The sequence below is a fragment of the Ravibacter arvi genome, assembly GCF_039540405.1.
Classification (GTDB): Bacteria; Bacteroidota; Bacteroidia; order Cytophagales; family Spirosomataceae; genus Ravibacter; species Ravibacter arvi.
The window spans coordinates 307,906-333,056 of record NZ_BAABEY010000036.1; the positions used below are offsets into that span (position 1 = coordinate 307,906).

15 protein-coding genes are annotated in these 25,151 nt (G+C 51.9%); 5 read left to right on the top strand and 10 right to left on the bottom strand.

Features of this window, described 5'->3' with window-relative positions:
* Window positions 1-7 precede the first annotated feature (7 nt).
* The 4 genes from ABD852_RS20990 (at window position 8) to ABD852_RS21005 (ending at window position 6,342) form a co-directional block, all read left to right on the top strand.
* On the top strand, window positions 8-703 hold the full coding sequence (locus ABD852_RS20990) for a LytR/AlgR family response regulator transcription factor (RefSeq protein ID WP_345032521.1): 696 nt from the start codon (window positions 8-10) through the stop codon (window positions 701-703).
* A 124-nt stretch (window positions 704-827) separates the two neighbouring features.
* The gene (locus tag ABD852_RS20995; protein WP_345032523.1) at window positions 828-3,014 is read left to right on the top strand and encodes an ATP-binding protein; all 2,187 of its coding nucleotides are present in this window, start codon (window positions 828-830) and stop codon (window positions 3,012-3,014) included.
* 208 nt (window positions 3,015-3,222) lie between these two features.
* On the top strand, window positions 3,223-5,610 hold the full coding sequence (locus tag ABD852_RS21000) for an ABC transporter permease (protein WP_345032524.1): 2,388 nt from the start codon (window positions 3,223-3,225) through the stop codon (window positions 5,608-5,610).
* A 69-nt stretch (window positions 5,611-5,679) separates the two neighbouring features.
* Complete coding sequence (locus ABD852_RS21005; protein WP_345032526.1) at window positions 5,680-6,342, top strand: ABC transporter ATP-binding protein; 663 nt, start codon at window positions 5,680-5,682, stop codon at window positions 6,340-6,342.
* Window positions 6,343-6,373: 31 nt separating this feature from the next.
* On the opposite strand, the gene ABD852_RS21010 is transcribed toward ABD852_RS21005, so the two are convergent.
* The 10 genes from ABD852_RS21010 to ABD852_RS21055 form a co-directional block, all read right to left on the bottom strand.
* Entirely contained in the window at window positions 6,374-7,654 is a 1,281-nt protein-coding gene (locus ABD852_RS21010) for a hypothetical protein (protein WP_345032528.1), read from the bottom strand.
* Complete coding sequence (locus ABD852_RS21015; RefSeq protein WP_345032531.1) at window positions 7,635-8,201, bottom strand: RNA polymerase sigma factor; 567 nt, start codon at window positions 8,199-8,201, stop codon at window positions 7,635-7,637. The genes ABD852_RS21010 and ABD852_RS21015 overlap by 20 nt, the downstream gene beginning before the upstream one ends.
* Before the next feature lie 71 nt (window positions 8,202-8,272).
* Window positions 8,273-9,106 (bottom strand): hypothetical protein, encoded by an 834-nt coding sequence (locus tag ABD852_RS21020; RefSeq protein ID WP_345032533.1) that lies wholly within the window; start codon window positions 9,104-9,106, stop codon window positions 8,273-8,275.
* 88 nt (window positions 9,107-9,194) lie between these two features.
* The gene (locus tag ABD852_RS21025; RefSeq protein ID WP_345032535.1) at window positions 9,195-10,256 is read right to left on the bottom strand and encodes an SO2930 family diheme c-type cytochrome; all 1,062 of its coding nucleotides are present in this window, start codon (window positions 10,254-10,256) and stop codon (window positions 9,195-9,197) included.
* 100 nt (window positions 10,257-10,356) lie between these two features.
* On the bottom strand, window positions 10,357-11,523 hold the full coding sequence (locus tag ABD852_RS21030; RefSeq protein WP_345032537.1) for a parallel beta-helix domain-containing protein: 1,167 nt from the start codon (window positions 11,521-11,523) through the stop codon (window positions 10,357-10,359).
* A gap of 178 nt (window positions 11,524-11,701) precedes the next feature.
* On the bottom strand, window positions 11,702-13,573 hold the full coding sequence (locus ABD852_RS21035) for a hypothetical protein (protein ID WP_345032538.1): 1,872 nt from the start codon (window positions 13,571-13,573) through the stop codon (window positions 11,702-11,704).
* Between the two features lie 105 nt (window positions 13,574-13,678).
* Window positions 13,679-15,985 (bottom strand): DUF6259 domain-containing protein, encoded by a 2,307-nt coding sequence (locus tag ABD852_RS21040; protein WP_345032539.1) that lies wholly within the window; start codon window positions 15,983-15,985, stop codon window positions 13,679-13,681.
* A 17-nt stretch (window positions 15,986-16,002) separates the two neighbouring features.
* Entirely contained in the window at window positions 16,003-17,712 is a 1,710-nt protein-coding gene (locus ABD852_RS21045) for a RagB/SusD family nutrient uptake outer membrane protein (protein ID WP_345032541.1), read from the bottom strand.
* A gap of 106 nt (window positions 17,713-17,818) precedes the next feature.
* A complete protein-coding gene (locus ABD852_RS21050; RefSeq protein ID WP_345032542.1) occupies window positions 17,819-21,271 on the bottom strand; it encodes a TonB-dependent receptor in 3,453 nt (1,150 codons plus the stop codon).
* 210 nt (window positions 21,272-21,481) lie between these two features.
* A complete protein-coding gene (locus tag ABD852_RS21055) occupies window positions 21,482-22,678 on the bottom strand; it encodes a FecR family protein (protein WP_345032544.1) in 1,197 nt (398 codons plus the stop codon).
* A 1,217-nt stretch (window positions 22,679-23,895) separates the two neighbouring features.
* Here ABD852_RS21055 and ABD852_RS21060 point away from each other — a divergent pair.
* The gene (locus tag ABD852_RS21060; RefSeq protein WP_345032545.1) at window positions 23,896-25,137 is read left to right on the top strand and encodes an SGNH/GDSL hydrolase family protein; all 1,242 of its coding nucleotides are present in this window, start codon (window positions 23,896-23,898) and stop codon (window positions 25,135-25,137) included.
* The last annotated feature ends 14 nt before the right edge of the window (window positions 25,138-25,151 follow it).

Consider the following 25,151-nt stretch of genomic DNA (forward strand, 5'->3'; position numbering starts at 1 on the left):
CCCATAAATGAAATGCCTGGTAGTTGACGATAATAGCCTCGCACGAGCCATTCTGGTTCAATTGGCTACCCGCGTCCCTTCATTGGAAATTGTCGCGGAATGTGACAATGCAATGGATGCGTGGCAGATCATAACGGCCGGAAATATTGACCTTGTTCTCCTGGATATAGAAATGGAAGCGATGTCCGGTATAGAATTGGTCAGAGGCCTGAAAGAAAAACGGCCCATCGTTATTTTCACGACTTCAAAGCCGGAGTATGCAATCGAGGCATTTGAGCTGAACGTGGCCGATTACCTGCCCAAACCTGTAACGCCTGCCCGTTTTTTACAGGCGATTGAAAAAGCCGGCGAAATAATGAAAAGCCGTGGGCAGAAAGTAGTGGCTGCCGATAATACTTTTTTGTTTTTTCGCGACGCCAACATTATCAAAAAGCTGGATGTAGCCGATATCCTGTATGCGGAGGCTATGGGGGATTATGTAAAGCTCTTCACGCAAGACCGGTTTTACGCCGTTCATGCGCCGCTCAAAGAAGTGGAGACAAAGCTTCCGACAGCCCTTTTTCTCAAAGTTCACCGGTCATTTGTTATCCAGGTAGGGAAGATCGATGCCATCGAGGGCGGGACGATCATAATCAACAAAAAGATGGTCCCGGTTGCGGACAGTTACAGGAACCAGCTGAACAAACGGTTGAACGTCCTTTGAATCCGGCGATGGTAAACGCCTGTTCAACGCCATCAACCGGCTACTTACCTATTACCTCTTGCCGCGGGCCGGAATGAAGAATTTATTTGCTTCATATTGTAATCCCCCAACTAGATCATCAGCGATGAACAACAGGGTCCTTTCCGGCTACATTACCTTGGGGTTTTTATTTGGCGTCGCGCTATTGGTGGCGGTTCAATACTTTTCCGCCGACAGGATCAGCCGCTTAATAGAAGGGAACGAAGACGTGCTGAATGAGTACCGGCGCAGCAAAATCCTTGAAAATCTCCAGAAAGAAATTCTCCTGCTGGACCGGAACGGCCGGCAGATCCTCACTACCGGCAGCAACAGGCATTTGCCCGAATTTAACAAAGGGGTTACCGTGATCCGGAAAGACATAAGCGACCTCGACGACCGGTTGGACAGCACGGTTTCTGTTGAGGAACTGACGGAGCTGCAGCGGCTGGTCAATCTGAAGCTGCAGCTTACCGAAATAATGTTTGACAGCCTGAAGGCGGGTGGCCGCCCGGTTTCAGAGAAACGCCTGGCAGAAAGCGAAGCCTTTCTCCTTTCCGAAAGAATCAACAACCTGGCGGCCCGGATTGATACCGGCGGTCGTGCTGCGCTCCAGAATAAACTAACCGAAGTCGATCGGTCAGGGCAAATTGTGATGAACTGGAACCGGTATGTGCTGGTATTGATCCTGGTGCTCCTGGTGGCGGTATTTTTGGTGATCATGTACCGTTTAAAACGACAGGCCGGCCTGATTCAGCGACTGAACGAAAGTGAATTCAAGCTGAAAAACGCGGTTCGCGTAAAAGAAAACTTTCTGGCCAATATGAGCCATGAAATCCGTACGCCGTTAAACGCCATACTGGGGTATACCGGCCTGCTTGGGAAAAAGGTGACCGATGAAGAGGGTAAGCTGCACCTGGCAACTATCGCTCATTCCGGTGAGACGCTGATGACAATCGTGAACGATATACTGGACTTGTCAAAGATCGAGTCCGGTATGATGCGTCTTGAGAAGATACCTTTTAACCTGCGGTTGCTGGTGGGATCCGTTGTGGATTTGTTCCAGCCGAGGATGAAGGAGGCGGGCCTTCAGTTCAGCGCGGTATGGCTTACCGAGGTACCGGGGGAGGTCCGCGGCGACCCTACCCGCCTGACCCAGATTCTTACCAACCTCATCGGTAATGCGCTGAAGTTCACAAGAGCCGGATCGATTACCCTGGAAGTAGGTGGGCGCGAAATAGGCGACGGGGATGTAACTGTTGTTTTTTCAGTGCGGGATACCGGCATAGGGGTTGCTCCGGACAAACAGAAGTCTATTTTTGAACGGTTTAACCAGGCAGATGACGATACCACCAGGAATTTCGGCGGGACTGGACTTGGCTTATCCATTGTGCGGGATCTTGTGGCGCTCCAAAATGGCGAATTGAAACTTGACAGTACACAGGGAAAGGGTACGGAAGTCAGGGTGTCGATCCCTTACCAGGTGGTTGATGTTCGGGAAATGAAGCAGGTTGACGAGCAATTGCCGCAGACTGTCTCTTTCCGGTCGGGCAGCCGTGTGCTCGTTGTGGAAGACAACCCGATCAATCAAAACCTGATGGCCCACTACCTCCAGGAACTGCAGATTGATTTTGAAATAGCCGGAAACGGCGCCGAAGCTTTGGAAAAAGTTGAGGCTTCGGATTTCGACCTGGTTCTGATGGACGTCCAGATGCCTGTCATGGATGGGTATTCTGCGGCCCGTCAAATCAGGAATGAGCTCCGGCCGGACCTCCCGGTTGTGGCCATGACTGCACATGCGATGGTGGGGGAGCGGGAGCGCTCGCTAAGGCACGGCATGAACGACCACATGACCAAGCCGATCCGGAAGGATAAGCTGATGGAGGTGCTCGCCAGGTACCTGGCACACCCCCCGGCAGCTCCGGGTGAAATACGGGCTGCGGAAAAAAGCGACCCGGTTTTCAGTTGGATTGACCCGGCTTATCTGCGTACCGTCAGTAACGGTGACACGGCCTATGAGCGTATGATGACCGCACAATTCATGAAAGTGCTGCCGGAACAGCTCGAAGCACTGACAGCGGCATTCGAATGCGGGGACCGCCGATCAGTCAGCCGCATCGCGCACAGCCTGAAAACCACTGTCTCAGTGATGGGGCTGGACTCCCACCTGAAGCGTAACCTGGATGCGCTCGAAAATGGGGAGCGTACAGGACGGGACGTTTTATGCCACGTACAGCGCGTTGCCGGGGCGGCTTTAAAGGAGGCAAAGGTATACCTGGAAGGATTGGAGCCGTAGCGTCGGTTGATTGGTTGTTTTGGGCACTATTCCGTTCAAAAGCGAACACAAAACTGTCCGGATACGAACATGGTTTTTGCTTGGTTTTTGGTGTAAATAGTTGTTAATCAGATTTTTATTTGACAGGTATGGCAATTTATATGAAATACGCGCAGGATTGTAACCTTACTTACAGGGTTGCTGTATTTGAAGCCGATACTATTGTGACATGATAAAGAACTTTCTGAAAATCACCTGGAGAAACCTGAACAAGAACCGGATGTCTTCCTTCATCAACGTAGGTGGTTTGGCCTTGGGGATGACGGTGACGATCCTGATCGGGCTGTGGCTGAAGGACGAGCTGGATTATGACAAATCGTTTGACAACTACGAGCGATTGGGGCAGGTTTACGGGCACGTCACAACCAACGGCAAGATTTATACCGGTCGTGCGATGCCGATCCCCATGTCTACTGAGCTCCGGAGCCGGTATGGAAGGAATTTCAAGCATATTTCCATGGCGTCCTGGATGGAAAACCATATCCTCTCATCGGGCGATATTCATGTTGGCCGGAAAGGCTTTTTCATGGAGCCGGAAGCGCCCGGGATGTTTTCACTAAAAATGCTCAGGGGATCGCAGAACGGTCTTGAAAAACCGAACGATCTGATGTTGTCTGAATCGGCGGCCAAAGCGCTTTTCGGCGATGCCGACCCGATTACAAAGCAGGTGAAACTCGACAACAAAGACCTGGTGACGATAACGGGCGTCTTCCGGGATTTTCCCGAAAATTCTTCATTCAAAGGGGTTGATTTTCTGGCGTCATGGCAACTGTATGTTGCCTCTGAGCCCTGGATACAAAACGCGCAGGACAGCTGGGATGAAAATTCCTTCCAGGTTTTCGCAGAGATTGCTGACAATACGACTTTTGAAAAAGTAAATGCTTCCATTCGCAATGCGAAGCAGGACCATGTGTCGGATGAACAAAAAAACCAGGAATTCCGGACTATTGTGCACCCGATGCGTGACTGGCACCTGCGATCGAACTGGGAAAATGGCGTGTTGGCCAACGGCCAGGACCAGTACCTGTGGATGTTCGGTGTGATCGGTTTCTTCGTACTTGTGCTTGCCTGTATCAATTTTATGAACCTCAGCACTGCCAGGTCGGAAAGGAGGGCGAAGGAAGTCGGGATCAGGAAGACGGTCGGCTCGGAACGCAGGGCAATTATACTCCAGTTCCTTTGTGAGTCGGTGTTCGTTGCATTGGTGGCGTTCCTGCTGTCGGTTTTGCTCGTAAATATTGCCCTTCCCTGGTTCAATGAGGTGGCCGGAAAAGCGGTGACCGTCCCTTGGGGCGAGCCTGTCTTCTGGTTGTCGGGGCTGGTGCTTTCCATCCTGACCGGCCTGCTGGCGGGCAGCTATCCCGCACTCTACATGTCGGCGTTTGACCCGGCCAGCGTGCTGAAAGGAGCCTTTAAGGCCGGCCGTGCCGCGGCCATCCCGAGGCAGGTACTGGTAGTCTTGCAGTTTGCGGTTTCCGTGACGCTCATTATCGGCACATCGGTGGTGTACAAGCAAATTCTGCACACCAAAGACCGGCCGACGGGCTATGACCGCGACCGGCTGGTGATGATCGAGATGCGTTCGCCCGATTTTTACGGAAAGCTGGACATCCTGGACAATGCGCTGAAAAAGGAGGGAGCCATCGAATATATGTCGGAGTCGTCAAGCCCGATGAACGGAGTGCACAGCAACAATGGTGGTTTTGGTTGGGAAGGGAAAGATCCAAACCTTACGGCTGTCTTCGGGACGATCTGGGTAACAAACGACTATGGCCGGAGTATCGGCTGGGAGCTCGTGGCGGGCAGGGATTTTTCAAAGGACTTCGGCGCAGATTCGGCCGGTGTGATCGTCAATGAAGCCGCCGTGAAATACATGGGCATGGAGGATCCTGTCGGTAAGGTCGTTACCTGGGGCGGCAACCGGACCTACCATATTGTCGGGGTGGTCAAAGATGTGGTCATGTCATCGCCTTTCGAGCCAGTAAGGCAGGTGGCCTACTTTCTTGACCAGGAAAACGTGAATTTTATGAACTTTAAGCTGAGCGCCCGGATGCCTGTTTCCGAATCGCTGGCCATTCTGGAAAGAACATTCAAAACGGTTATGCCGGGAGTTCCTTTCGACTACCAGTTCGCGGACCAGGCCTATGCCGAGAAATTTGTGCTGGAAGAACGAGTCGGTAAGCTGGCTTTCTTTTTCACCTTCCTGGCGATCATCATCAGTTGCCTGGGGCTCTTCGGCCTCGCTTCTTTTACCGCCGAACAGCGAACAAAAGAGATCGGGATCAGGAAAATCGTAGGGGCCTCTGCCTTTACAATATGGCGGCTGTTGTCTGTCGACTTCCTGGTGCTGACCCTTGTTGCCTGTACGGTGGCCATACCGGTTTCATACTTCCTGATGCACCGCTGGCTGCAGAAGTATACTTACCGGGCTACCGTCGGATGGGAATTGTTCGGCGGCGCCGTGGTTCTGGCACTGTTGATCACCGTCGTGACGGTCAGTTACCAGGCATTGAAAGCCGCCGCCACCAACCCGGTTAAAAGCCTTAGAACGGAATAGAGCCGGCTGCCTGAGGACAGCCTTCGGTGAGCTCAGGCGCCTCTTATGTAATACTTCATATTTCAAATAATGATTGAACTCAAGAAAATATCCAAATGGTTCCCGGTCAACGGGGCAAGGTCCTATGTTTTGCGGCATATCGACCTGACCGTAAAACCGGGTGAGTTTCTTTCCATCATGGGGCCTTCCGGGTCAGGAAAATCGACGCTGTTGAACGTGATTGGAATGCTTGACCGCTTTGATGAGGGAGAATACCTGTTCCAGGGCGAAGAGGTTTCCAAATTGAAAGAAAAGCAGGTCTCAGCACTGTACAAGCAATACATCGGTTTTGTTTTCCAGGCTTATCACCTCATCGACGAATTGACGGTATACGAAAATATCGAAACGCCGTTGCTGTACAAGAATGTAAAGTCCGGCGAGAGAAAGGCCATTGTTGCCGATTTGCTGGACCGTTTTAACATCGTAGGCAAGAAAGATCTTTTCCCGACGCAGCTTTCCGGTGGCCAGCAGCAGCTCGTCGGGATTGCACGGGCGCTGGCAGGCCACCCGGGTCTTCTGCTTGCCGACGAACCTACCGGTAATCTTAATTCCAAACAGGGAGAGGAAATTATGGAGGTTTTTACGCAACTGAATAAAGACGGAGTAACCATTATCCAGGTTACACACTCGGAAAAAAATGCCGCTTACGGCAACCGCACCATCCATCTCCTGGACGGTTGGCTGCAGGGTTAACGGCCAGGGCCCCGGCCGGAATTTAACGGCGCTACCGTCCGAAACTGAGATAGAGCCAGGCGCCCGCCGTATAAAGATTCACGCGGCCAAAACCGACCTTCCGGGTCGGTATCTTGATATAGGGCTCTATACCCATCCGCAGATGACGGGTGATACGACGCTCATAACCGGCGGAAACGTGCACATGGCTGGCCCAATACCAACCGGTGGAGCCTTCCCAGCTGTACCACCGTATAGACGGGTCCGGGTTTTTATAACGGTATTCGTATTTTTCAGTACGCATCTGGTAGTTGGTGGCCCCTAGGGCAAAATGCCAGCTCGAGCCATTTTTTCGTTCCAGGACGTATTTGAGATTCACGGGTATTTCTACCATGTCGCAGGTAGCGTCCACGCCTTCCGGTAGTACATCCTGGTACCAGCGTTTCGGCCAGGTGTAATCTCCGGGCAAAGCCTCATACTTTTTGTTACTTTTTACATAGCCGGTTTGCAGCCAGATATGCCTGGTAACCCGGTAGTCGAGGTGCGCGGCCCAGGCGAAAGTAGGCGGGGAGAAGTTGGGGACCTTTACCGCGCTCATATCGGGGCCGGCCCCGATGCGAATTGCCCACCGCCTGGTGGAGAGCGGCGGTTCGTCATCTGCGGGATCCGATTCCGGTACGACCGGCAACGAAGCGTTTTCCGGTTGTTTTACGGCCGGGGCGCCCCATTTCAATGCCCGGAAAGCCGGCGGAACAAGCGGGGTGAGTGAAGCATAAAAAGGGGTCTCGCCAGTCCCGCGAGCGTTGCCGCCCCCGGGGTTCCGAGGCTCTCCGCCAGCCACATCCTTCTGGCGAGACCGTTTCTTTGATGCTTGTTGTCCCGGCGGGCCGGTGGGGCCGGTTACCGGTGTTTCGGAGGCGGCCCGGGCTGCGAGCTTTCCGGATTTCAGGCCTTTGACAGGATTGGCTGCCGGTTTTTCAGTGGATACGCGGGTAGCCGGAGGAGGAGCGGCTGATTCGCGGAGCGCCGGTTGGGGTACCGTTTCTTTGGACGGCACAGCACGGAACGCGCCATGGTCCTGGTTTCCCCGGCCTGGCGAGGTACTGCTGAAATCGCTTTTCCAAAAGTAGACCAGTGAGCCGACCAGGCCCATCAAGCCGGCCAGGATCAACCCTTTTATGGCACGGTTTTTCCACCAAGCCGGTTTCACGCCGTCTGCTTCATCCAACCGCTTGCGAAGCGCTTCCCAATTATGAGGGTCAAAGTTTGGATCATTTTCTTCAGCCGACTTTCTGAAGAAATCATCCAGTTGATCATCTGGCCATTCTTGCATAGTCGTCTGAATTGATTTTGGATAGCATTATTTTCAATTTTTCCCTCGCCCTTGACAGGTTCGATTTGGAGGTGCCTACACTAATTTGCAATTTTTCGGCGATTTCTTCGTGGCTGTAACCATCAATGACAGCCATACAGAATACAACGCGGTAGACCGGGCTCAGCCTGTTGACCAGCTCCAGTATTTCAGCGTAAGACATTTCGGAAAGCGCCATTTCCTCTACGGCAGCGTCTTTCCCTTCAATGGTGTCGGTGTTGAACTTCTGATTCCGGCGACGGTAGTGGTCCAGCGCACAGTTGATCATGATTCTACACAGCCAGGTTTTAAACGGGCGGCCTGCATCGAAGGTGTCAATTTTCGTGAATACCTTGAAAAAACCGTCCTGCATCACTTCCAGAGCGTCATTCCTGTCCTGCACGTATCTCAGGCAGACTGACATGGCGTACCCGTAGAACATCTTGTAAAGCTGTTCCTGACTACGGCGGTTCTTTTGCAAACAGCCCGCTAGCAATTCAGACAATACGGCGGAGTTGATTGCTGACATATTGGGGCGGAAATTATCGGAACAATTCTGTCCTTTTTACGATAGGCATTGAAAGTAAAAGGTTTGCCCGACTATATGGGCGCCGGTGCCACTCCTTTTTGCACGACGGGCCATACACCCGGCTGCGGTACACTTACGCCTTTGGTAGCGCCTCTCACCTTATTGTCAGCCCCAAAATAATAGATGGGCCAGCCTTTGTAAGTTAATTGTTTTTTGTTGAATACGGTGATCACGTTAAAGAGGCTCTTGTCGAGGGCAGAGGGCAGATCCTCGATTTCGGCCGTAAAAATGGGCCAGTTGGCATCGTTGGAAAAGTCTTCCTTGGTGTACTTGTTCATGTCCTTTTTGTCCTTGATAAACGTGTAGAGCGTTCTGCCCTGGCCGTCTACAAAGAACTGGGTCTCGCCGGTGCCTTCGGTGTAGTCCGACTTGTAAGATTTACCGTCGTTGCCCACCAGTTGCTGGTTGGCGAGCATGATGGTATAGGCCGGTTTAGCCACTACCCAAACCGAGTTTACGTTTTCTCCCTTTACATCACCGGCGGCTTTGTCGTCATGGAAGTAGTACAAAGGCCACCCTTTGTAGGCAGTTTGTTTGGTGCCGTCGGTCCGGGTAATGGTCGTAAAATCCGATGTATTGAGACCGTCGCCTACTTCCAGCGTGCCTTCGTAGGCAAAAATCGGCCAGTTGGTCAGGCAGCCGCCGGAGCAAAGCGATGCGCCGGCTACATCTTTTGTGAAATAGTAGAGCGTCATTCCTTTGTCATCGGTGAGTACTTTCCCCAACGAAGTTTCACGGAGGGAAATGTCTTTTGCTGCCATCGGCTCATCTTTGTCACAGGCAGAAAAAGCAAGCGACATAGAGGTGATCAGTCCGAAAGCAAGCAGTTGTTTTCTGTTTTTCATCGCAACCAGGTTATAAGTATAAGACTTGTTTAACCCTGATACGGAAAACAAAAGGCCGGGGTTGCTTGGCGCATTTTTTTTTGTGAAGCTACCGGGCCGGTCGCCCCAGCGACTGGATCCAGGCACGAATCGTGGCGGCTCCTTCCCGGTGCATGACGCTCCGGCCCAGCTCGGGCATCATAACTCCCGGGTCACCTGATTCTATCCTGTATTGAAGAATGGACTCGTCAGGTTTGCCCATCACAATATCGAATTTCCGGCCGCCCGAACCCCTTCCGGCGGCAACCGGTGTTTTGTTGATACCCAGCAGTGTCGTGTCTTTGTTGTGGACACCCAGATGGAGACCGGAGCTGTTGGCAGGGCCTCCGGGCCTGTGGCAATGCGCGCAGTTTACATCCAGCCAGGCACGCGCTCTTTCCGGTAAGGTGCCCGAGGCTTCGTCGGACCAGACCGGCGCTTTTTCTACCGTGGCCAGATCCGGCAGATTGATCAGTAGCTGTCGTTCCTGCCAGTCTGAAAGCTGATTTTTCCCGGAGGGGGATCGCTCCCATCCTGCGTAGTACCCGTTGAGCTGCCGGGCCGAGGGACCAAGTGGCTGCAGGGTTTCATTCAGGTTGTGGCAACCCTTACATTGATTGAGATTGGGTACCTGGAACTGGTGCCGGTATTTTTTACCGTCGGTATAGGTGTAGGAAACTTCGAAAGTCTCGCCTGCAACTTCCAGTAAAGCGTCGTTCTGCGCTTCGTCCCAGACGTAGGTAAGGGCCTTCCACCCACTTTTTTCATGAAGGAGCAGCCGGGTTTCTATCAGTCTTTTTCCTTTTGACGGGTTGCGGAAATCCTTCGGAAAGTAAAAAGTCTTGATCAGTACGGCGCCTTCCGGGAACCGGAAAACCTCGGCAGGGTCGAATTCGGCGGAAGTGCCTTCCGGCAAGTAGACAAACCTGCTCTTCTCCGCGTAATCGCTGAAGAGCGGTGTGTTCAGGGAATAGGGAGTAACACCCTTCGCAGGTACCTGGTCGCGCAGGTTTCCCGTGAAGAACCCGTACTCCGAAAGCCGGAGCTTCGGAGCAGCGACCGGCTCCCGTTTCATTGAAACGAATAAAAACCACCCGGTGACCAGCAGCAACAAGACACTGTAATGTTTCATGTGTTTTTTTTGGTTTGGGGCTTGAGGTGTTAGCTCTCTTTCCCCCACCCCTTACGACCCATACCTCACCCCTCATACCTCACCCCTCACCCCTCAAGACTCACCGCTCACCCCTAAAATCACAGTTTACGGCCGCGGTATCCCGGGAAACGTTCCTGAAATTGTTGGCAACGTCCATGTTGGCAAAAGTATTTTCCTCGTTGTCGTGAACGCAAACCACCGGGCCGCCGTTTTTTTCGTCCTTGATGCCGTCCCAGAGCACGTGCGGCACATCCTTTCCGAATTTGAGCTTGAAGCGGAACATCATGCCCATCCGGCCTTTGCCGGTGGGGCGTTTATGCTCCCTGGCGAAACGATTGTTGTGGATGTGTATGCGTGCAGGATAGGGGTAGTAAGCCGTATCTTTGATGGGATTTTCTGTTACGAAATAGCTGATAACACCGGCGCCGATTGATTTGTTGTTAAGAATGGTGTTGCCTGTGATTTCGACGTCGGAAGCGGCAAGGATCAGCACGCCGGTCCCGTCGGGTACTTTGGCAACAATATTACCTTTCGGCGCAAAATTCCGCAGGTTGTTGTGATGAATGTTGTTGCGGTAGACTTTTACGTTTCCGCCTTTTTTCAGGATCAGGTCGGGCAGATCGAAAACGAGTATCCCACCGGTATTTTCAGTGGCCTCATTGTCAAATACTTCCGCATCCAGTGAATTCTCTATTTCAATACCGGCAACGTTGCGATAGGCACGGTTGTTTTTAACCGTTATGTACCGCGATTGGCCCACATAGATCCCCGCGTCGGATGCTCCGTAGGCTTCGCAGTTTTCGATAAGGACTTTTTCGCAAAGGACCGGGTACAGGGCATACGAGCCGTTTTTTGAAGAGGGTTTTCCAGGCCAGCCGGCTTGAATGTTACGGAAGGTGATCCCCTTGACGTCCTTGGTTTTAATGCAGTCGCCTTTGGCATTGTGAATGGTGAAATCTTCCAGGACGATGTTGGTGCCGTTCGTAATCAGCAAACCTTCCGCGCCGGAGGTCTGCCCGGAAAAATCGAGCACGGTTCTGCCTTTTCCCTTGCCTTTGATAACAAGGTTGTGTTTTCCCTCAAGTGAGAGACTGCCGGTCATCCTGAAAGTCCCTTCTCCGAGCTCTATGGTGCTCCCGTCCCCGGCCAGTATCAGCCGGGTCTGGATTTCCTTATAGGCTTCTTTCTGGGCAAGGGCATGCGTCGTCAGCAATGCCGCAAACAAAAGCAATTGGATGGATCGCATTGAAATCGTATTTCTGAATTATTGTTGTGCAAAATATTAAGAAAAATTTGTACAATAATAATTCACAAACAAAACTTTGTTATGGCAGATATTCCCTGAGCTGTATTCTGAGTATGCTGAGCCCGCGTGAAACATGGTATGCTACCGCCCGTTCCGTGATGGAAAGACAACCCGGTCGCTATCGGACGGGCTTTACACGAAGGAGAAGGGTGGAGTTGGGCTGGAGCGTTACCGTGATGCTGTCGACTCCTGATGCAGTAAAACCGGAACGGGCCGGGTCTGACACATCGGATCGAACGGGCAGGTAGATGGTGCGTTCCCCGCCCGAGACCGTATGCAGGCTTACCCATCCGTTACCTGCGTAACAGACTTCATTCGATGAAACATAGATATGGACCCCGGCGGCCTGATAAAGCGAGCGAAGCTCTCCGGGCGCCCACTGGATTTGGGCAGATTTTTGAGCGCCGGAGGAGAAAACTGTCCCGGTTTCTGTGGTGCGCATGACGGTTATGCCGGATTTTTCCCATTTGGCGATTTTTTCGGTTTCTGCTTTGGACAGACCGTCAACCCCAAGCAGCCAGATAAATTTGTATGCTTTGCTTTTCAGTGACGAAAGGTCGGAGCGAAGGAAAAGATCGTAAGGTGCCCCGGTCTTTCCGAGCGAATAACGGTTTCTGAGCATTTCGCCGGTCAGTTGACCCAGGCTGGCGTCGCGGTAGCTGAGCGCTTCATCCACCACCACTGCCACTTCCGTATTTTGCCCGTTGTCAGCTGCATTCCGGAAGCTCGTATAAAACAGGTTGGTTTTTGCGATTACATCCAGCAGCTCGGGACTGTCGAACCAACCGCCCCACATATCAAACCACCAACCGCCATATCCGTAAGCCAGCATCCTGGCGGCGTTTTTCCACAAAAGCGCAAGCGAGGTTTCCGGTTTTTCCGGCCCGACCCAAACGCCCGATTCATACCAGCCCGGCGGCGGAATCCCCGGCGCTTTTTCTTTCAACAAAGTAGTAAGGTGGGTCCTGGTGTCGTTTTCGGCCATCCATAATTTTCCGTGCTGCTGAACAGAGGCGACTGCGGCAAATGGTGGCCAGTCTTCACCGGCGACCCGGTGGTAGTCATTGGGGCTCGAAATGTAATCCAGGTCCGGGCACTTCAGCAGTTTGGCAAGCGCGCCGTGCCCCGCCTTGGGGTCGGTCAGAAAATAGTGATAACCGTAAAAAGCGCCGGTCAACAGTCTTCCCCGGCTTTTTTTCTTTACCACTTTACAAAAGAAAGCGATGTTGTCGGCAAGGGTTTCCGATTGAAATGTAAAAGTATCCACGATCCTTTGTTCCTCACCGGGGCGCCGCCACCGCTTTTCAGGTTTTTCCAGGCCTATTTCCGACGGGGCGCAGCTAGTCAGCGTCACGTCCGGATCTTTCCAGGCATGTTGCAGGTTTTTGTCGTTGCGGTATTTTTTTGCGATCCAGGAGCGAAACTGCGCGGTTCGAAGGGGACTATGGTCGTCCTGCTGTTGCCGGTGAAAAAACCATTCTTCGGTACCGCCGGCCGCCACATGTACTCCCACAAAGTTTTTTGCGTACGGTGAACGGGAAATCCAATCCATGCAGTCCAGCAGCGCGCCGGCGGTTTCATCCTGCCATTTTTTCGAATAGAAGGATTGCCTGAATGTAGTGCCGTCTTTCTGAAGGGTAGCCTCACCGGGGTTGCTTTCCTCCCACCAGAGGGGGGCGTCCAGGTAGAACCGAACGATGATCATCGCATGGGGATCGGCTTCGACTACTTTTTTGAAATCGGTTTCAATACTGGAAAAGTCATATTGCCGGTAGCCTTTCCAAATGGAATTCCGGAAAGGCCGGATCCCGGAATTGGCATTGATCCCCCGGTCGCCGAGGTATGCCGGGATGCAAAACAGATGAACCCCGGCGTCAGCAATTTTCTGGTAGTACGGTTTTTCCCCGAGATAGGACATGTAGGCGAACGGCGGGTAGGGCCGCCCGTCAACCAGGAGTGTGGGAACGCCTTTCATAACGCTGATTTCCACTTTTTTCTGGGCTGAGACAGAGAAAATGCTCGTCAGACCCAGAAATATCAATATCAACTTTCGGGAAAAAGGACCGGTGTACTTCATAGCGGTGGCTGAGCAGGTTTATAGACAGGTGATTTCCCAGGCGGAGACGCTTTCCTTCGTGAATGTGACCGGTTGCCTGATTTGCGGGGCAGTCAATTTTTCCCTGCCGCCGTTGGCATCTATGCGGAATACCGACATCTTTTTGGGATCAATCCCGTATTCCGACAATTCCAGCTTGACAGAAGCGGTAATGTTTTCGGACGAGGTATTGGCAAAAAGGACGACAACAGACGCGGTTTTACCGTTTCGTGCCAACTTCCAGGCGCCGGTCCGCAGAGCCGGTGCGGAAATAAGCGGAGAGTCATAGAAATTCCAGTCCGCGGTAACGCGGGGTACGTTGCTGTCAAGCTGCGGAACACGGCACATTTCACCCTTGTAAAAGTACGTTCTGAACCGGTTTCGCAAATGGACCACATCTTTCAGGAAGGGGAATTTGTCGTCTTCTTCCGTAATCGTGGGTACAAACCAACCGATCTGTTCGCCAAAACAGAGGGCTTCAGCAGCTTTCATCCGACAGGCCAGGGGTTCGTTCGTTTTTTTCATCCTCGGCTCCGTACGCTCGGCGTAAGTTTTGCCGGCCCGGTAATCTCTCCCGATCATCTGGATCGTTCCGCCGTAGACTGCCGAAAATGCCGGCACCTGGTTTTCCAGCTGATGATGCCAGGTGAGGAAGCCGTCTACAATCGGGAGGCTGGTCTCGCCGGTACACTCAGTCGTAATGGCCACATCGTTGAGACCGGCCCTGGCGAGTTCGGCATGTATGTTCTCGAGCATTTTCCGGTAACCTGCGTTCCACCAGTTACCGCCACCGAGCGGATGGCCGTGTGACCTGTCGAAACACAATTCGGGAATGGCTGCGGCAACCTGGTCGATGTAAACTGCCTTTGTGCCGTTTTCCCGGGCCAGGCGGAGCACATTTTCCAGCACTTTTTTCTGCCATATTTCGGTAGCGGGGCACATGTGCGCCAACCTTACATCGCTCCCGTCAGACTCTTTACTGCCGTAAGTGTACAGCCGGGGTTTGCCATCGGTTCCTTTGCTGGTTCCCGCGACTGCTTCGCTGGTATACAGCCAGTCTTCCATCCCCCGGTCCCTGGAATCCCAGAGCAGACCGTTGATATAGGGCATGATAAAAATGTCGTTGTTTTTCTGAAGCTCCTGCACGGCTTCCCTGAAACCGTCGCGGGGGAAAAAATGCGGATAGTCGTTGTCATACGGGTTTTTATGCCAGTAGTACCAATGGACGGCAGCGGGGACGCCGAAAGCCTGGCGGAAGTCTTTCATTACCGGCGTCATTTCTTCGGGGCTGACCCTGTGCATGGCCCACAGGCTGTGTTCTTTGATCCATTGCGGAGAATCTTTCCGCCCGTTTTCGTCCAAAGCGGTGCGAGGGAACCAGGATGCTTCTCTGCGTACCCAGTCTTTGTACACCATGGCGCCGTCGAACCAGTCGTTTTGCAAGGTGCGGAGTACGGTTTTTCCACCGATGGAGAATTCATTATCAGGCTCATACATATTTTCAGCCTGAACGGTAACCTGGAGCTGAATGTTTTTCCCGATGGTACAGGCTATTTCCTTTCGCGAACCGTTTTGGTCGTGGACGCCCAGGTAGATACCGGTGTTGCGATTGGTCCGAAACCCGTCGGGCCCGGTAGATTCGCTCCATAAAGCAAACCAGGGCATGGGTACGGCATAACCGGGATAGCCGTGTTTCCAGTTGCGCGGACCGAGGCCGACAGGGTCATTGAGCACGATCCCCGAACCGTGCGGAAGAAATAACCGGGTTTGTTTTCCGAAGTCCCGGAAAGAAAACCGTGCGATGGTCATAGCGGAAACGGAGGCATGTCCGGAGCCGGCGGCTGCGCGGTATGAGATTTCAATACCGTCCTTTTCCGGGGAAGCTTCCAGTTTCATTTCTACGCTCAGGTCGGAGCCAGGCGTCGAGTTGCCGAACCCGCGGAAGCTGAATACGATTCCGTCTGCCGTTGCGGCCGATCCGATCTGTTTCCAGGCTACCGAATCTGCATGGGCGGGTAGCTGGCTTTGCCCGGCGCCGGGCGCCGAATAACTAAGCGTGAAAAGGGGCGGTGTCTCCCCGGCAGTCAGGACGCGCCGGTTTTTTTTCTCTTCCAGTGACAAAAGCTTCAGTCCCTGAAAACCGGAGACCTGCTGTTTTTCAAGCAGGAGCAGGAGATCGCGGCTTTCGACTTTATAGGTAGTTTGGGCATACAGCGGCGCGAAGCTCAGCGATGCCACAATCAGCAGCGCATTCTTTCGGCATCGGGTAGCGAGAACCTTCAGGAATCTTAATGAAAAATCGGTCATAAGATGTTCGGTGTTGATCACAGGTAACCGGGATTCTGGACCATCTGCACGTCTTTGTTCGCCTCGATTTCGGAGAACGGTATCGGCCAGAGCCCGTGGTAGTCTTTGATTTCGTCTTTGTTCAGCGTATTGTATTTTCGCACCCGCTCAACCAGCTTCCCGACGCGGTGCAGCGTAACTCGTCTCGGTTCTTCATAGACAAGCTCCCGGGCTCTTTCGTCAAGAATATAGTCAATGGTCACTTTTCCCGGCGCCACGGGTGTCGCTTTCGACCTGTTCCTGACGACATTGATGTCGGCGGCGGCATCGACCTGGTCGCCTTTGCCCAGGTAGGCCTCGGCTCTCAGCAGGTAGGTTTCCGGTAACCTGAGCAGGTATTGGTCGCGGTATAACGCCCCTGCCGTGTTTTTGATTGTCCCGAGTGTTTTGTCGACGTAGACGCCGTCGGGGTGCTGATGCGGTGTTGTAATTTTGGAGGGATGCGGATACCACCTCCACGGTTGTGCGATGAGTGTGGATCCCGGGTTTTTAACTGCGCTTTTTCCGTACCATTTGGAAGCGGGGTTCGTGTAAACAAAATCCCGGACGATATTGTGCGGAGCGTTCCGGATGTCGGTATTCCAGTCTTCTTTCCAAAGGTCATTCAGGAAATATTCCGTGTTCATCATCAGGGATACGCCCGCCCCGGCAGTATTGTAATCCGACATGGGAAGGCCGATCACGCCCTCATTGCCGTCGGGATCTTTCAGGGTGATCCAGGGCACAGGGCCGGCTACGCGTTCCAGTGTATGGAAATGAAAGTACCCGCCGGAAGACTGGAGGATACCGCCGGGGATATCAATCTCATAGGTGGCCAGCCACAGGGCTTCCCGGTTGCCCCGGCTCCGGCGCTGGTTGCCTACCCTGAACAAATCCCAGTAAACATCTCCCGGCTGGGTGAATTTGAGAAAATTGTCGGTGGGGTTTTGGGTAGCCATGCTTCCGAACCGTTCGGTCATCAGGCCGACGTTCCCGTCGTTGATCACGACGCTGGCGGCTTCAATAGCCTTGTCATAGTTTTGCAACGAAATATAGGTTTCGGCCAGCAGGTGGTAGGCAACCAGGTTGGAGATTTTCCCGTCGGTTACGCTGTTGATCGCCGGAAGATTCTCGGCGGCAAAAGTGGCGTCCAGCACCATTTGCTGAAGCACGTCGTTCTTGGGTGTCCTTGTAAAATCCCGCCGGGGCGCGGTGACTTCCTCGGTCACCAACGGCACGTCTCCCCAGAGGTACACCAGGAAGCGATAGGCGAAGGCACGGAAAAAGCGCGCCTCGGCTTCCACCTGTTTTTTCTGGTCCGCACTAAGCTTCGACGGTTCAAGCCTGGCTATAATGGTGTTGGCATTGCTGACAATTTTATACCAGCTTCTCCAATGCAGCAATACGTCATTGTTGGTCGGGACCAGGTAATTAGTATGCCCGCCGAAACGCGCAGTTAGCTGGTAACGCCCGTCCTGTGCGATGTCAGTGGCGGTAAGGTAGGGCTTGTATTCGGTTGAGGCGTAGCAGATTTCCCGGACTTTGGCGTACAGGTCGGTGAGCCCGCTCTGGAAGTTTTCGTAAGTAACGAAACTATTTTCCGGGCTGAAGAAATCAAGCGGTTCTTCCCGCAGTATTTTTTGCTCGTTGCAGGCAAAGACTCCGCACGCCAGCAGAACAATAGTTGCAAATTTTATTATCGTTTTCATTTTTTCTGTTTGAAAGGTTGGTGGTTGGAGGTCGGCAATCAGAGGTCGGCAATCGGCTATCGGAAATCGGCAATCTGATTTCCGATAGCCGATTGCCGATTTCCATCTAAAAACTTAATTCCAATCCCAATGTGAAAGATTTCAGCACCGGGTAGGCGTCGCTGTTGATGCCCTGGCCGGTTTCAGGGTCCCACCCGTCCCACTTGGTAAGCGTGACCAGGTTTTTGCCGCTGGCAAAAACTTTGAGGTGTTTTGCGCCGATTTTATTGACGATAGCACTTCCCAGGTCGTAAGCGAGTGAAACGTCCTGCAGGCGTACGAAGTTGCGGGCGTAGTAAGGGGTGGGGTTAATTTGCGGGACCGACCAGCCGACGGCATACTTACCGGTTGGATTGCTGACTGACCACAGGTCGTAATTAAAGGTGTTCAGGTTCGCGAAATTGCCTGTGGACTCCACGTTTGCCGGGGTATTTTCGCCCAGGTAGCCGTTCTTTCCCCCCTGGATGGTATTGATAAAGAAGCGGAACGAAAAGTTCTTGTAAATCATCTCGTTCTGAAGCCCGATACTGTAGGCCGGTTCGGTCCTGCCCAGGAAGACCCGGTCTTTGTCGGCGGTAATTTTCCCGTCATTGTCCTGGTCCACCACGCGGTAGGCGCCCGGGTAGTAGCCGGTCATGATCTCGTCGTTCAATTGCCATATCCCCTGGATCTGGTAATGATAAACCGTGCCGATGGATTTGCCGATAAACAGGTTGCTCCCGGTGAGGTCGTCTTCACGGCCGTCTTTGTTCTTGTCTTCGCCGAGGAGGGACACGATCTTGTTGTTGTTCCTGGCAAAATTGGCGTTGACGTTCCATTCGAAATTACCCGATTTTACCGGGGTTGCCGAGAGAATCACTTCAAGCCCGGAATTTTTTATCTTCCCTACATTGCTGGCTATGCTGGAAAATCCCGTAATCTGCGGGATTACTATGTTCCACAGCAGATCGGTGGTGGTCGTGCTGTAATACTCAATGCTGCCACCGATCCGGTTGTTCAGCAGGCCGAAATCAAGCCCGACGTTCAATCCTTTGGTTTTTTCCCACTGTAGGTTTTTGTTGGAAAGCGACGTCAGCGACTGGCCGAGAGAGGTGGCGCCATCGCCGAAAACATACTTGGAGGCGTCGGCGGTAGTAACCCGCGCCAGCGAAGAATAACGGGAGGTCATGTTTCCGTTGAGCCCGTAGCTGGCCCTCAATTTCAGGAGGTCCACTTTCGGGATTTCCAGGAACGGATGGTTGGACAGTACCCAGGCAAGCCCGACGGAAGGAAATAGAGCAAATTTGTTATCCTGGGAGAAGCCGCTGAACCCGTCTCTTCTCAGGGTGGCGGTCAACAGGTAGGTGTTCCGGTAGTTGTAGTTAAACCGGCCCATCTGGTACAGAAAGGACTCTTTCCAGGCCCCGGAATAGATTTGCTGGATTGTCGCCTGCTGCAGGCTGTTGTACGACAGCGATAGGTTGGAAAGGTTGGAACCCTGGCCCACGGTGGATTCGAATTCGTTTTTCCGGTAACCCGCCACCAGTGTAGCGGAAATGCCGTGGTCGCCGAAACGATTGTCGTAGCTCAGGATATTGTCAATCGTACGGTCGAGGCGCGTCTGGCTGTTTTTTGTTACAAAACCTGTGAGGTTTGATTCGTACCGGTTGCTGTTGAAATAGCTTTCTACCAGGTAATCGTTGCTGTAGTTCAGCCTGTAGGTGAGGCCTTCGACGAATGGCAGCTTTACAATGCCGTAAAAGGTCCCGTTGAACCTGTTTTTGATATCCTTGTTGTCCGCCTGGGCCGAAAGAAAGGGGTTGATAATATTGGTGGCGCCGGTAGGATATACAACCAGGTCGCCCTGGTCATCCCAGGGTTTCACAAACGGGCTGGTAAGCTTCATCGCGTACATGTTCGGATAAATGCCCGAGTAATTGGTGAATGAGCCGAAGGTGTTGGCGCCGATGGTCAGCCAGTCGGTTACCGCCGTGCTGAGGTTGATCCGGATGGAGTTACGACGGTAGTTGTCATTCATGAGAAAGCCTTTTTGCTTGGTGAAGCCGCCGGACAGGTAGTAGCTGGTTTTTTCCGTGGCGCCGTTGAGGCTCAGGGCATGGTCGGTTAGGAACCCCGGGTTGCTGAGGGCATTCCACCAGTCGAAATCCGTGCCATTTTCTATCCCTTTCAGGTTTTCGGGTACCAGCTCCGTTTGTGCGAAATCCCAGGCCGGGTTGGGTTCGGTATAGTCGGGCCCGAGGTACGACTTGAGGTAGTAGATGTCCCGTATGATCCGCTTCTTTTCTTCGGCATTCCGCAGCCTCATTCTGGATGTCGGCGTTTGGGTAGCGAGGTAAGTGGTGTAGGTGATCGTCGGTTTTTTGTCTTTGCTTTTGCTTCTTGTGGTAATAAGTATAACCCCGTTTGCAGCCTGAGCGCCGTAAATAGCTTTGCTGCTGGCGTCTTTCAGAATATTGACCGATTCAATATCGGCCGGGTTGATGTCGCCCAGCCTGCCGTTGTAGATAATGCCGTCCAATACGATCAGCACCGCGGCATTGCCGTTGATAGTGTTTCTACCCCTGATCTGGATGGAAGGCTCCGCGCCTGCCTGGTTGGTCTGGCCGATCGTCAGACCGGGAATGGAACCCTTGATCGACTGGAGTATGTTGGTATTGGGCGCTTCCTTGAAAGCGTTTAGGTTGGCGGTGACGATAGACCCGGTCAAATCGTTTTTTTTCATGGTTCCATACCCAACCACGACAACCTCCTGGAGCGCTTTGTTGTCGGTCTCGAGGGTAATGTTCAGGGTGCTGCGACCTTCGGCCAGTACTTCCTGCGTTATATAGCCCACGAATGAAAAGACCAGGATATTTCCCTCGTTTTGCACGTCGATCCGGAAGTTGCCGTCGGCGTCGGTGGTCGTGCCTTGCTGGGTACCCTTTATGAGGATGTTTACGCCCGGCAGCGATTCTCCATTCTCATCCGTGACTTTACCCGATATACGTCGAAATGCAGGCAGCGGAAGAGCCTTTAGCTCCTGTTGAAGGGGCGATAGGGCCTGCTGTACCGGCAGTGTTGCCGGGGCTGTCAGTTCTGTCAACTGGGTGCTTTCTGCCCGGCCGGCAGTTTTTTTGTCTTTTTTCCTGACGGCGATCGTTTTCCCGATAATCCGGTAGGTAAGCGGGAGTTCTGCAAAACATTTTTCCAACGCTTCGGCCAGGCTTACTTCCCTGAGGTTAACGCTGATTTTTTTGCTGCGGATATCGGCGCTGTCGTAAAAAAAGACGTAGCCCGTCTGTTTTTCAATGGTGCGGAATATCGATTCTACCGAGGTGTTCCGCCCGGTCAGCGTGACTTTTTGGCTGTATCCGGTTGCTCCCGCCTGCACAAGGGCCAGTGTGAGAAACGCAATGATCAGTTTCATCTGTCTTAACCAGTAGTTTAGGTTTCCGCTGCCTGCCGCATGGGGTCTGCCGTCAGGTATCGGGTGTTGGATACTGCCCAATGACATGGGCGTTTTGAACGCACAAATTTTCATTAACTTTGTACAGTTTGAGTTGAAAGGAAATTTCAGATCAATCTTGCTCCACAAGAAATTTGAAGAGATTTGCGACCTCAAACCATTCCGTAGAAGTGGTTGCAACATTTCTACGGTTTTTTTGTTCGGGTCGCGCAGGGCGGGTCAGGGACTTCTTTGTTTTTGTTTCATTTGGTGCCGGTTTTCCTTTGCTTTTTACGCGTTTTGCCGTTATTCGGACATGACCACGATAACTCCTTTTTTATCTTTCCCCGGAAGCCGTTCAATCCGGAAATTCACACCGGTAAATCTCAGGATTTCAAGCGCGTCGGAGGCGTTCACATTACGGTCGATCTTGCCGTTAAATCGCTGGTCCGGGATTTTTCCCTCGTAGGATACGTCCACGTCATACCAGCGGCCGAACTGCTGCATAATGGTTTGTATACCTGCGTTTTCAAATTGAAAAAAGCCATTTTTCCAGGCAATGATTTCTTCCGTATTCACGTTCTCCTGCACACTGACTTTGCCGGTACGGGTGATGGAAGACTGTTCTCCGGGCCTGAGTGTAACTGCGGCTATACCCGCCTGCTGTGCGTTGACCTGCACACTTCCTTCCAGGAGAGTGGTCATGACGGCCCCATTGTCGCCGTAGGCGTTTACGTTGAATCTCGTTCCGAGTACTTTTATTTTCTGAACCTCTCCGACCTGCACAAAAAAGGGTCTTTGTCTGTCTTTCGACACTTCAAAATATACCTCTCCGGTAATTTTTACAGACCTTTCATTGCCGGCAAAGGCGGTGGGAAAAGTGATGGAAGACTCGGCATTCAGCCAGACGCGACTTCCATCCGACAGGACGACGCTGTATTTTCCTCCCGCCAGGGCTGAAATCGTGTTGTAGTCCTGGTTGGGTGCACTGCCTTCTTTTTTGTAGCTAACCAGGCCGTCGGCTACTTTGCTAACCATGGTGTTGCCTTGCCGTGCGAGCAGGCCGGTTGTAGCGCTGTCCAATGTAATTTGTCTGCCGTCACTGAGGGTCAGGATGGCCCGGTCCCCTCCCGGCGACAGGTCCTGCAGGGCAATGGGTAGTGCTTCAGGCTGCGGTTTTCGCGGTTTTGACAGGTAATACCATGCACCGGCCAACATCAGGAGGAGCATCGCCGCGGCTACTTTTCCAGAGAGCAGTGTTCTGCGCAGGGTTTGCCACAAGGTCGGAGATTCCCGTTCATTAATCTTCTGCCTGATTTGCTGTTCCAGGCGCTTTTCAAGAAGCTGCTCATCGGGAATGGCGGCGTCTGCAGCGTTTTCTGAAACCTGGTCGAACGAATCATACCAGGCTTCGACGAACCGCTGTTCATCGGGGGTAGCTTCCCCGTTCAGATATTTTCTGAAGAGAAGCAGAAGCTCCCGGCGGTTGTCAAGTGGTTTCATATCGAATGGTTACTATTATCTGGTACCATTCGCGGAAGGATCTCCCAAGGGTTGGAAAAATATTTTTTCAGGGACCGGGATTGTTCAGCTGGCGGGAAAAGGAAGTTGACTTCTGAGCAAATTTGCAGGTAAACTGGCCGTCAATGTGTTCAGTATTCCCCAATCCAGCGAAAGATTTTGTTAATATTGAGTTTAAGAATCTTGAGTTGCACATCCTGGCAGTAGGGCAAAACTGGATCTGGAACCGGATCCACTCCGAGATGAGATAAGTTGCTTGTCGTACCGGTTAGTCCGTTACCTGATATCCCGCACGGAAGCTGTACCACTGATGTGACAAAATAACATGGCTATCAAGCGTGCCAAAAACTAAGTATCCTCGCGCTAATCCCCTTCTGATGCTTATCAAAAGAGTGCTTGGACAAATAGTAAATTCGAACTTATCCCGGAAAATCAGACTAAGCATTTGACTGAAAATGTGATATTTTTATTGTCGGGAGACTCATTGGTTTTTGTTTCGCAACTACAACCCAGCAGTTTTGGGTGAGAGTCTTCCGCTTTTATGTGATCTCAGGTTTTATTTTGGATGCATTAAAAAATACAAACAACCTAGTTTTAACAGATTTTTTTAAGGTAATTCGAGTGATTTACTACGGCATCAACTCACACCTAATTTAAGCTTAGTAAACCACTTCAGCCAATTACGGATTTTTTTAATTATCTATTGGAAGTAATACAAAATTTAAGTATAATTACTATCCATAAGCGTCATAGTAAGTCAGTTCTGATCAACTATTAGGTAAAGCAAACTAAAATATAGATGTCTCTCTCTAGTAGCAGCGCTCCACATAGCTATTGGAACTACTGGGAATTGGAAGCAAAATACTATATCAACAGAAGCAACATCTCTATCTTGTTATAAATAGTTTACTTATAGTTCAAACTCCTTAATAAACTTAAAATGTCTTATGAAATCATACTATATCTATCATATTTTTTACTTCTTATTGTGTTATGTATTTCGCGGCATGGTCACGCTCAAAAACCGGATTTTATTTTACCGATTTCCCAGAGTGAAATTCGAGATAACGCGGTCTTATCCGCATTCGAGAAATGACATTGGATATTTATAACGAAAATATAGGCTGTTAGACTATATGATTACCGTGTAAAAACGGCGATAATTTAATAAATATACACTTTTCATATCTACATGAATTATGAGAAACTACTATCTGATTACTTCGCTACAATTGTTGATTTTGGGAGGTTGCCTGCTGGACTTTGGCCCGTCTTACAGCCAGTCAACCCCGCCCAAGACCGCGGTTACTTACATCGCCATCGGCGGCTCCCTGTCGGCTGGCGTACAGGACGGAGGAATCTCCCAAAGTTCCCAGCTTACCTCCTTCCCAAATCTACTGGCCAGGCAAATAGGGGCTACTGAATTCAGACAGCCCCTGTTCGAAGGGGAGTTTCAAAATGGGAGCGGAACCCATAGCGCATTCAACAAGAAAGGCGTCCTGACCTTTACAGAAGCAAAGAAACCGGCCTTCAGCACCCGAGACAATCTGCCCAAAGTCACCGGGATCATCCACAATTTCGCCCTTCCTTATCTTAAGGTTCGTGAGAGCATGATCCCTGAGGATCAACCCGGCGCATTCCTGCTCAGCTTTGAGAAGGCTTCCTATCAGCACCTGAACCGCTTTGCCCGAGCAGACCAGGAGGGAAAACTCTCCTACCTAGCCATGCTACAAGAAAAAGAAATCAAGCCGGATTTCTTTACGTTTGAGCTGGGGATGGATGATTTTGTGGATTACTTCCGCAAAGGAGGGTACGGAGAGATGCTGGCCAGCGTGACCGAATACCGGGAGGGATATTATCCGGAAAACAATTTGATAAGGTTGCTACATAAAAAAGGGGCGAAGGGCGTGATAGCCAATGTTCCCGACGTTTTGGCCATGCCCTTTTTCAACTTTTACAAATACGACGATATCGTAGCCTTGGTGGGGGACGGGGTGTTTATCCAGTGGCTTTGGAAAAATGACCTGCGTTTGATCGATCCCCGTGACAAATTCATCCCATCCCAGGACTTGGCAGACCTGGTCCAAAGATCGGGAAAAGGTCTCAGGGCTGATAATCCATTGCTGGATGAAAACGTGCTGAGCTATAACGAAGTGGGCAGTGTGGAGTTTTACAACGCGATCGTGGCCGAGATCGCCACTTCGAATAAGCTCCCGGTGGTGGACCTGTACGGGCTTTATAAGAAAATACAAGCCGGTGGCTATGTGACAGATGACGGCCTCAAGATAGACCCTTCTTATCCCGGGGGGAATTTCTTCTCGGCCGACGGCATCTTTCCTACCGCTGCCGGGCAGGCCGTGATTGCCAACGAGTTTATCAAGACTTTCAACAGACATTATGGCACTACTATAGAGCTGATACGCGTAAGTGATATCCGGTAAATCTCTAAAAAGCT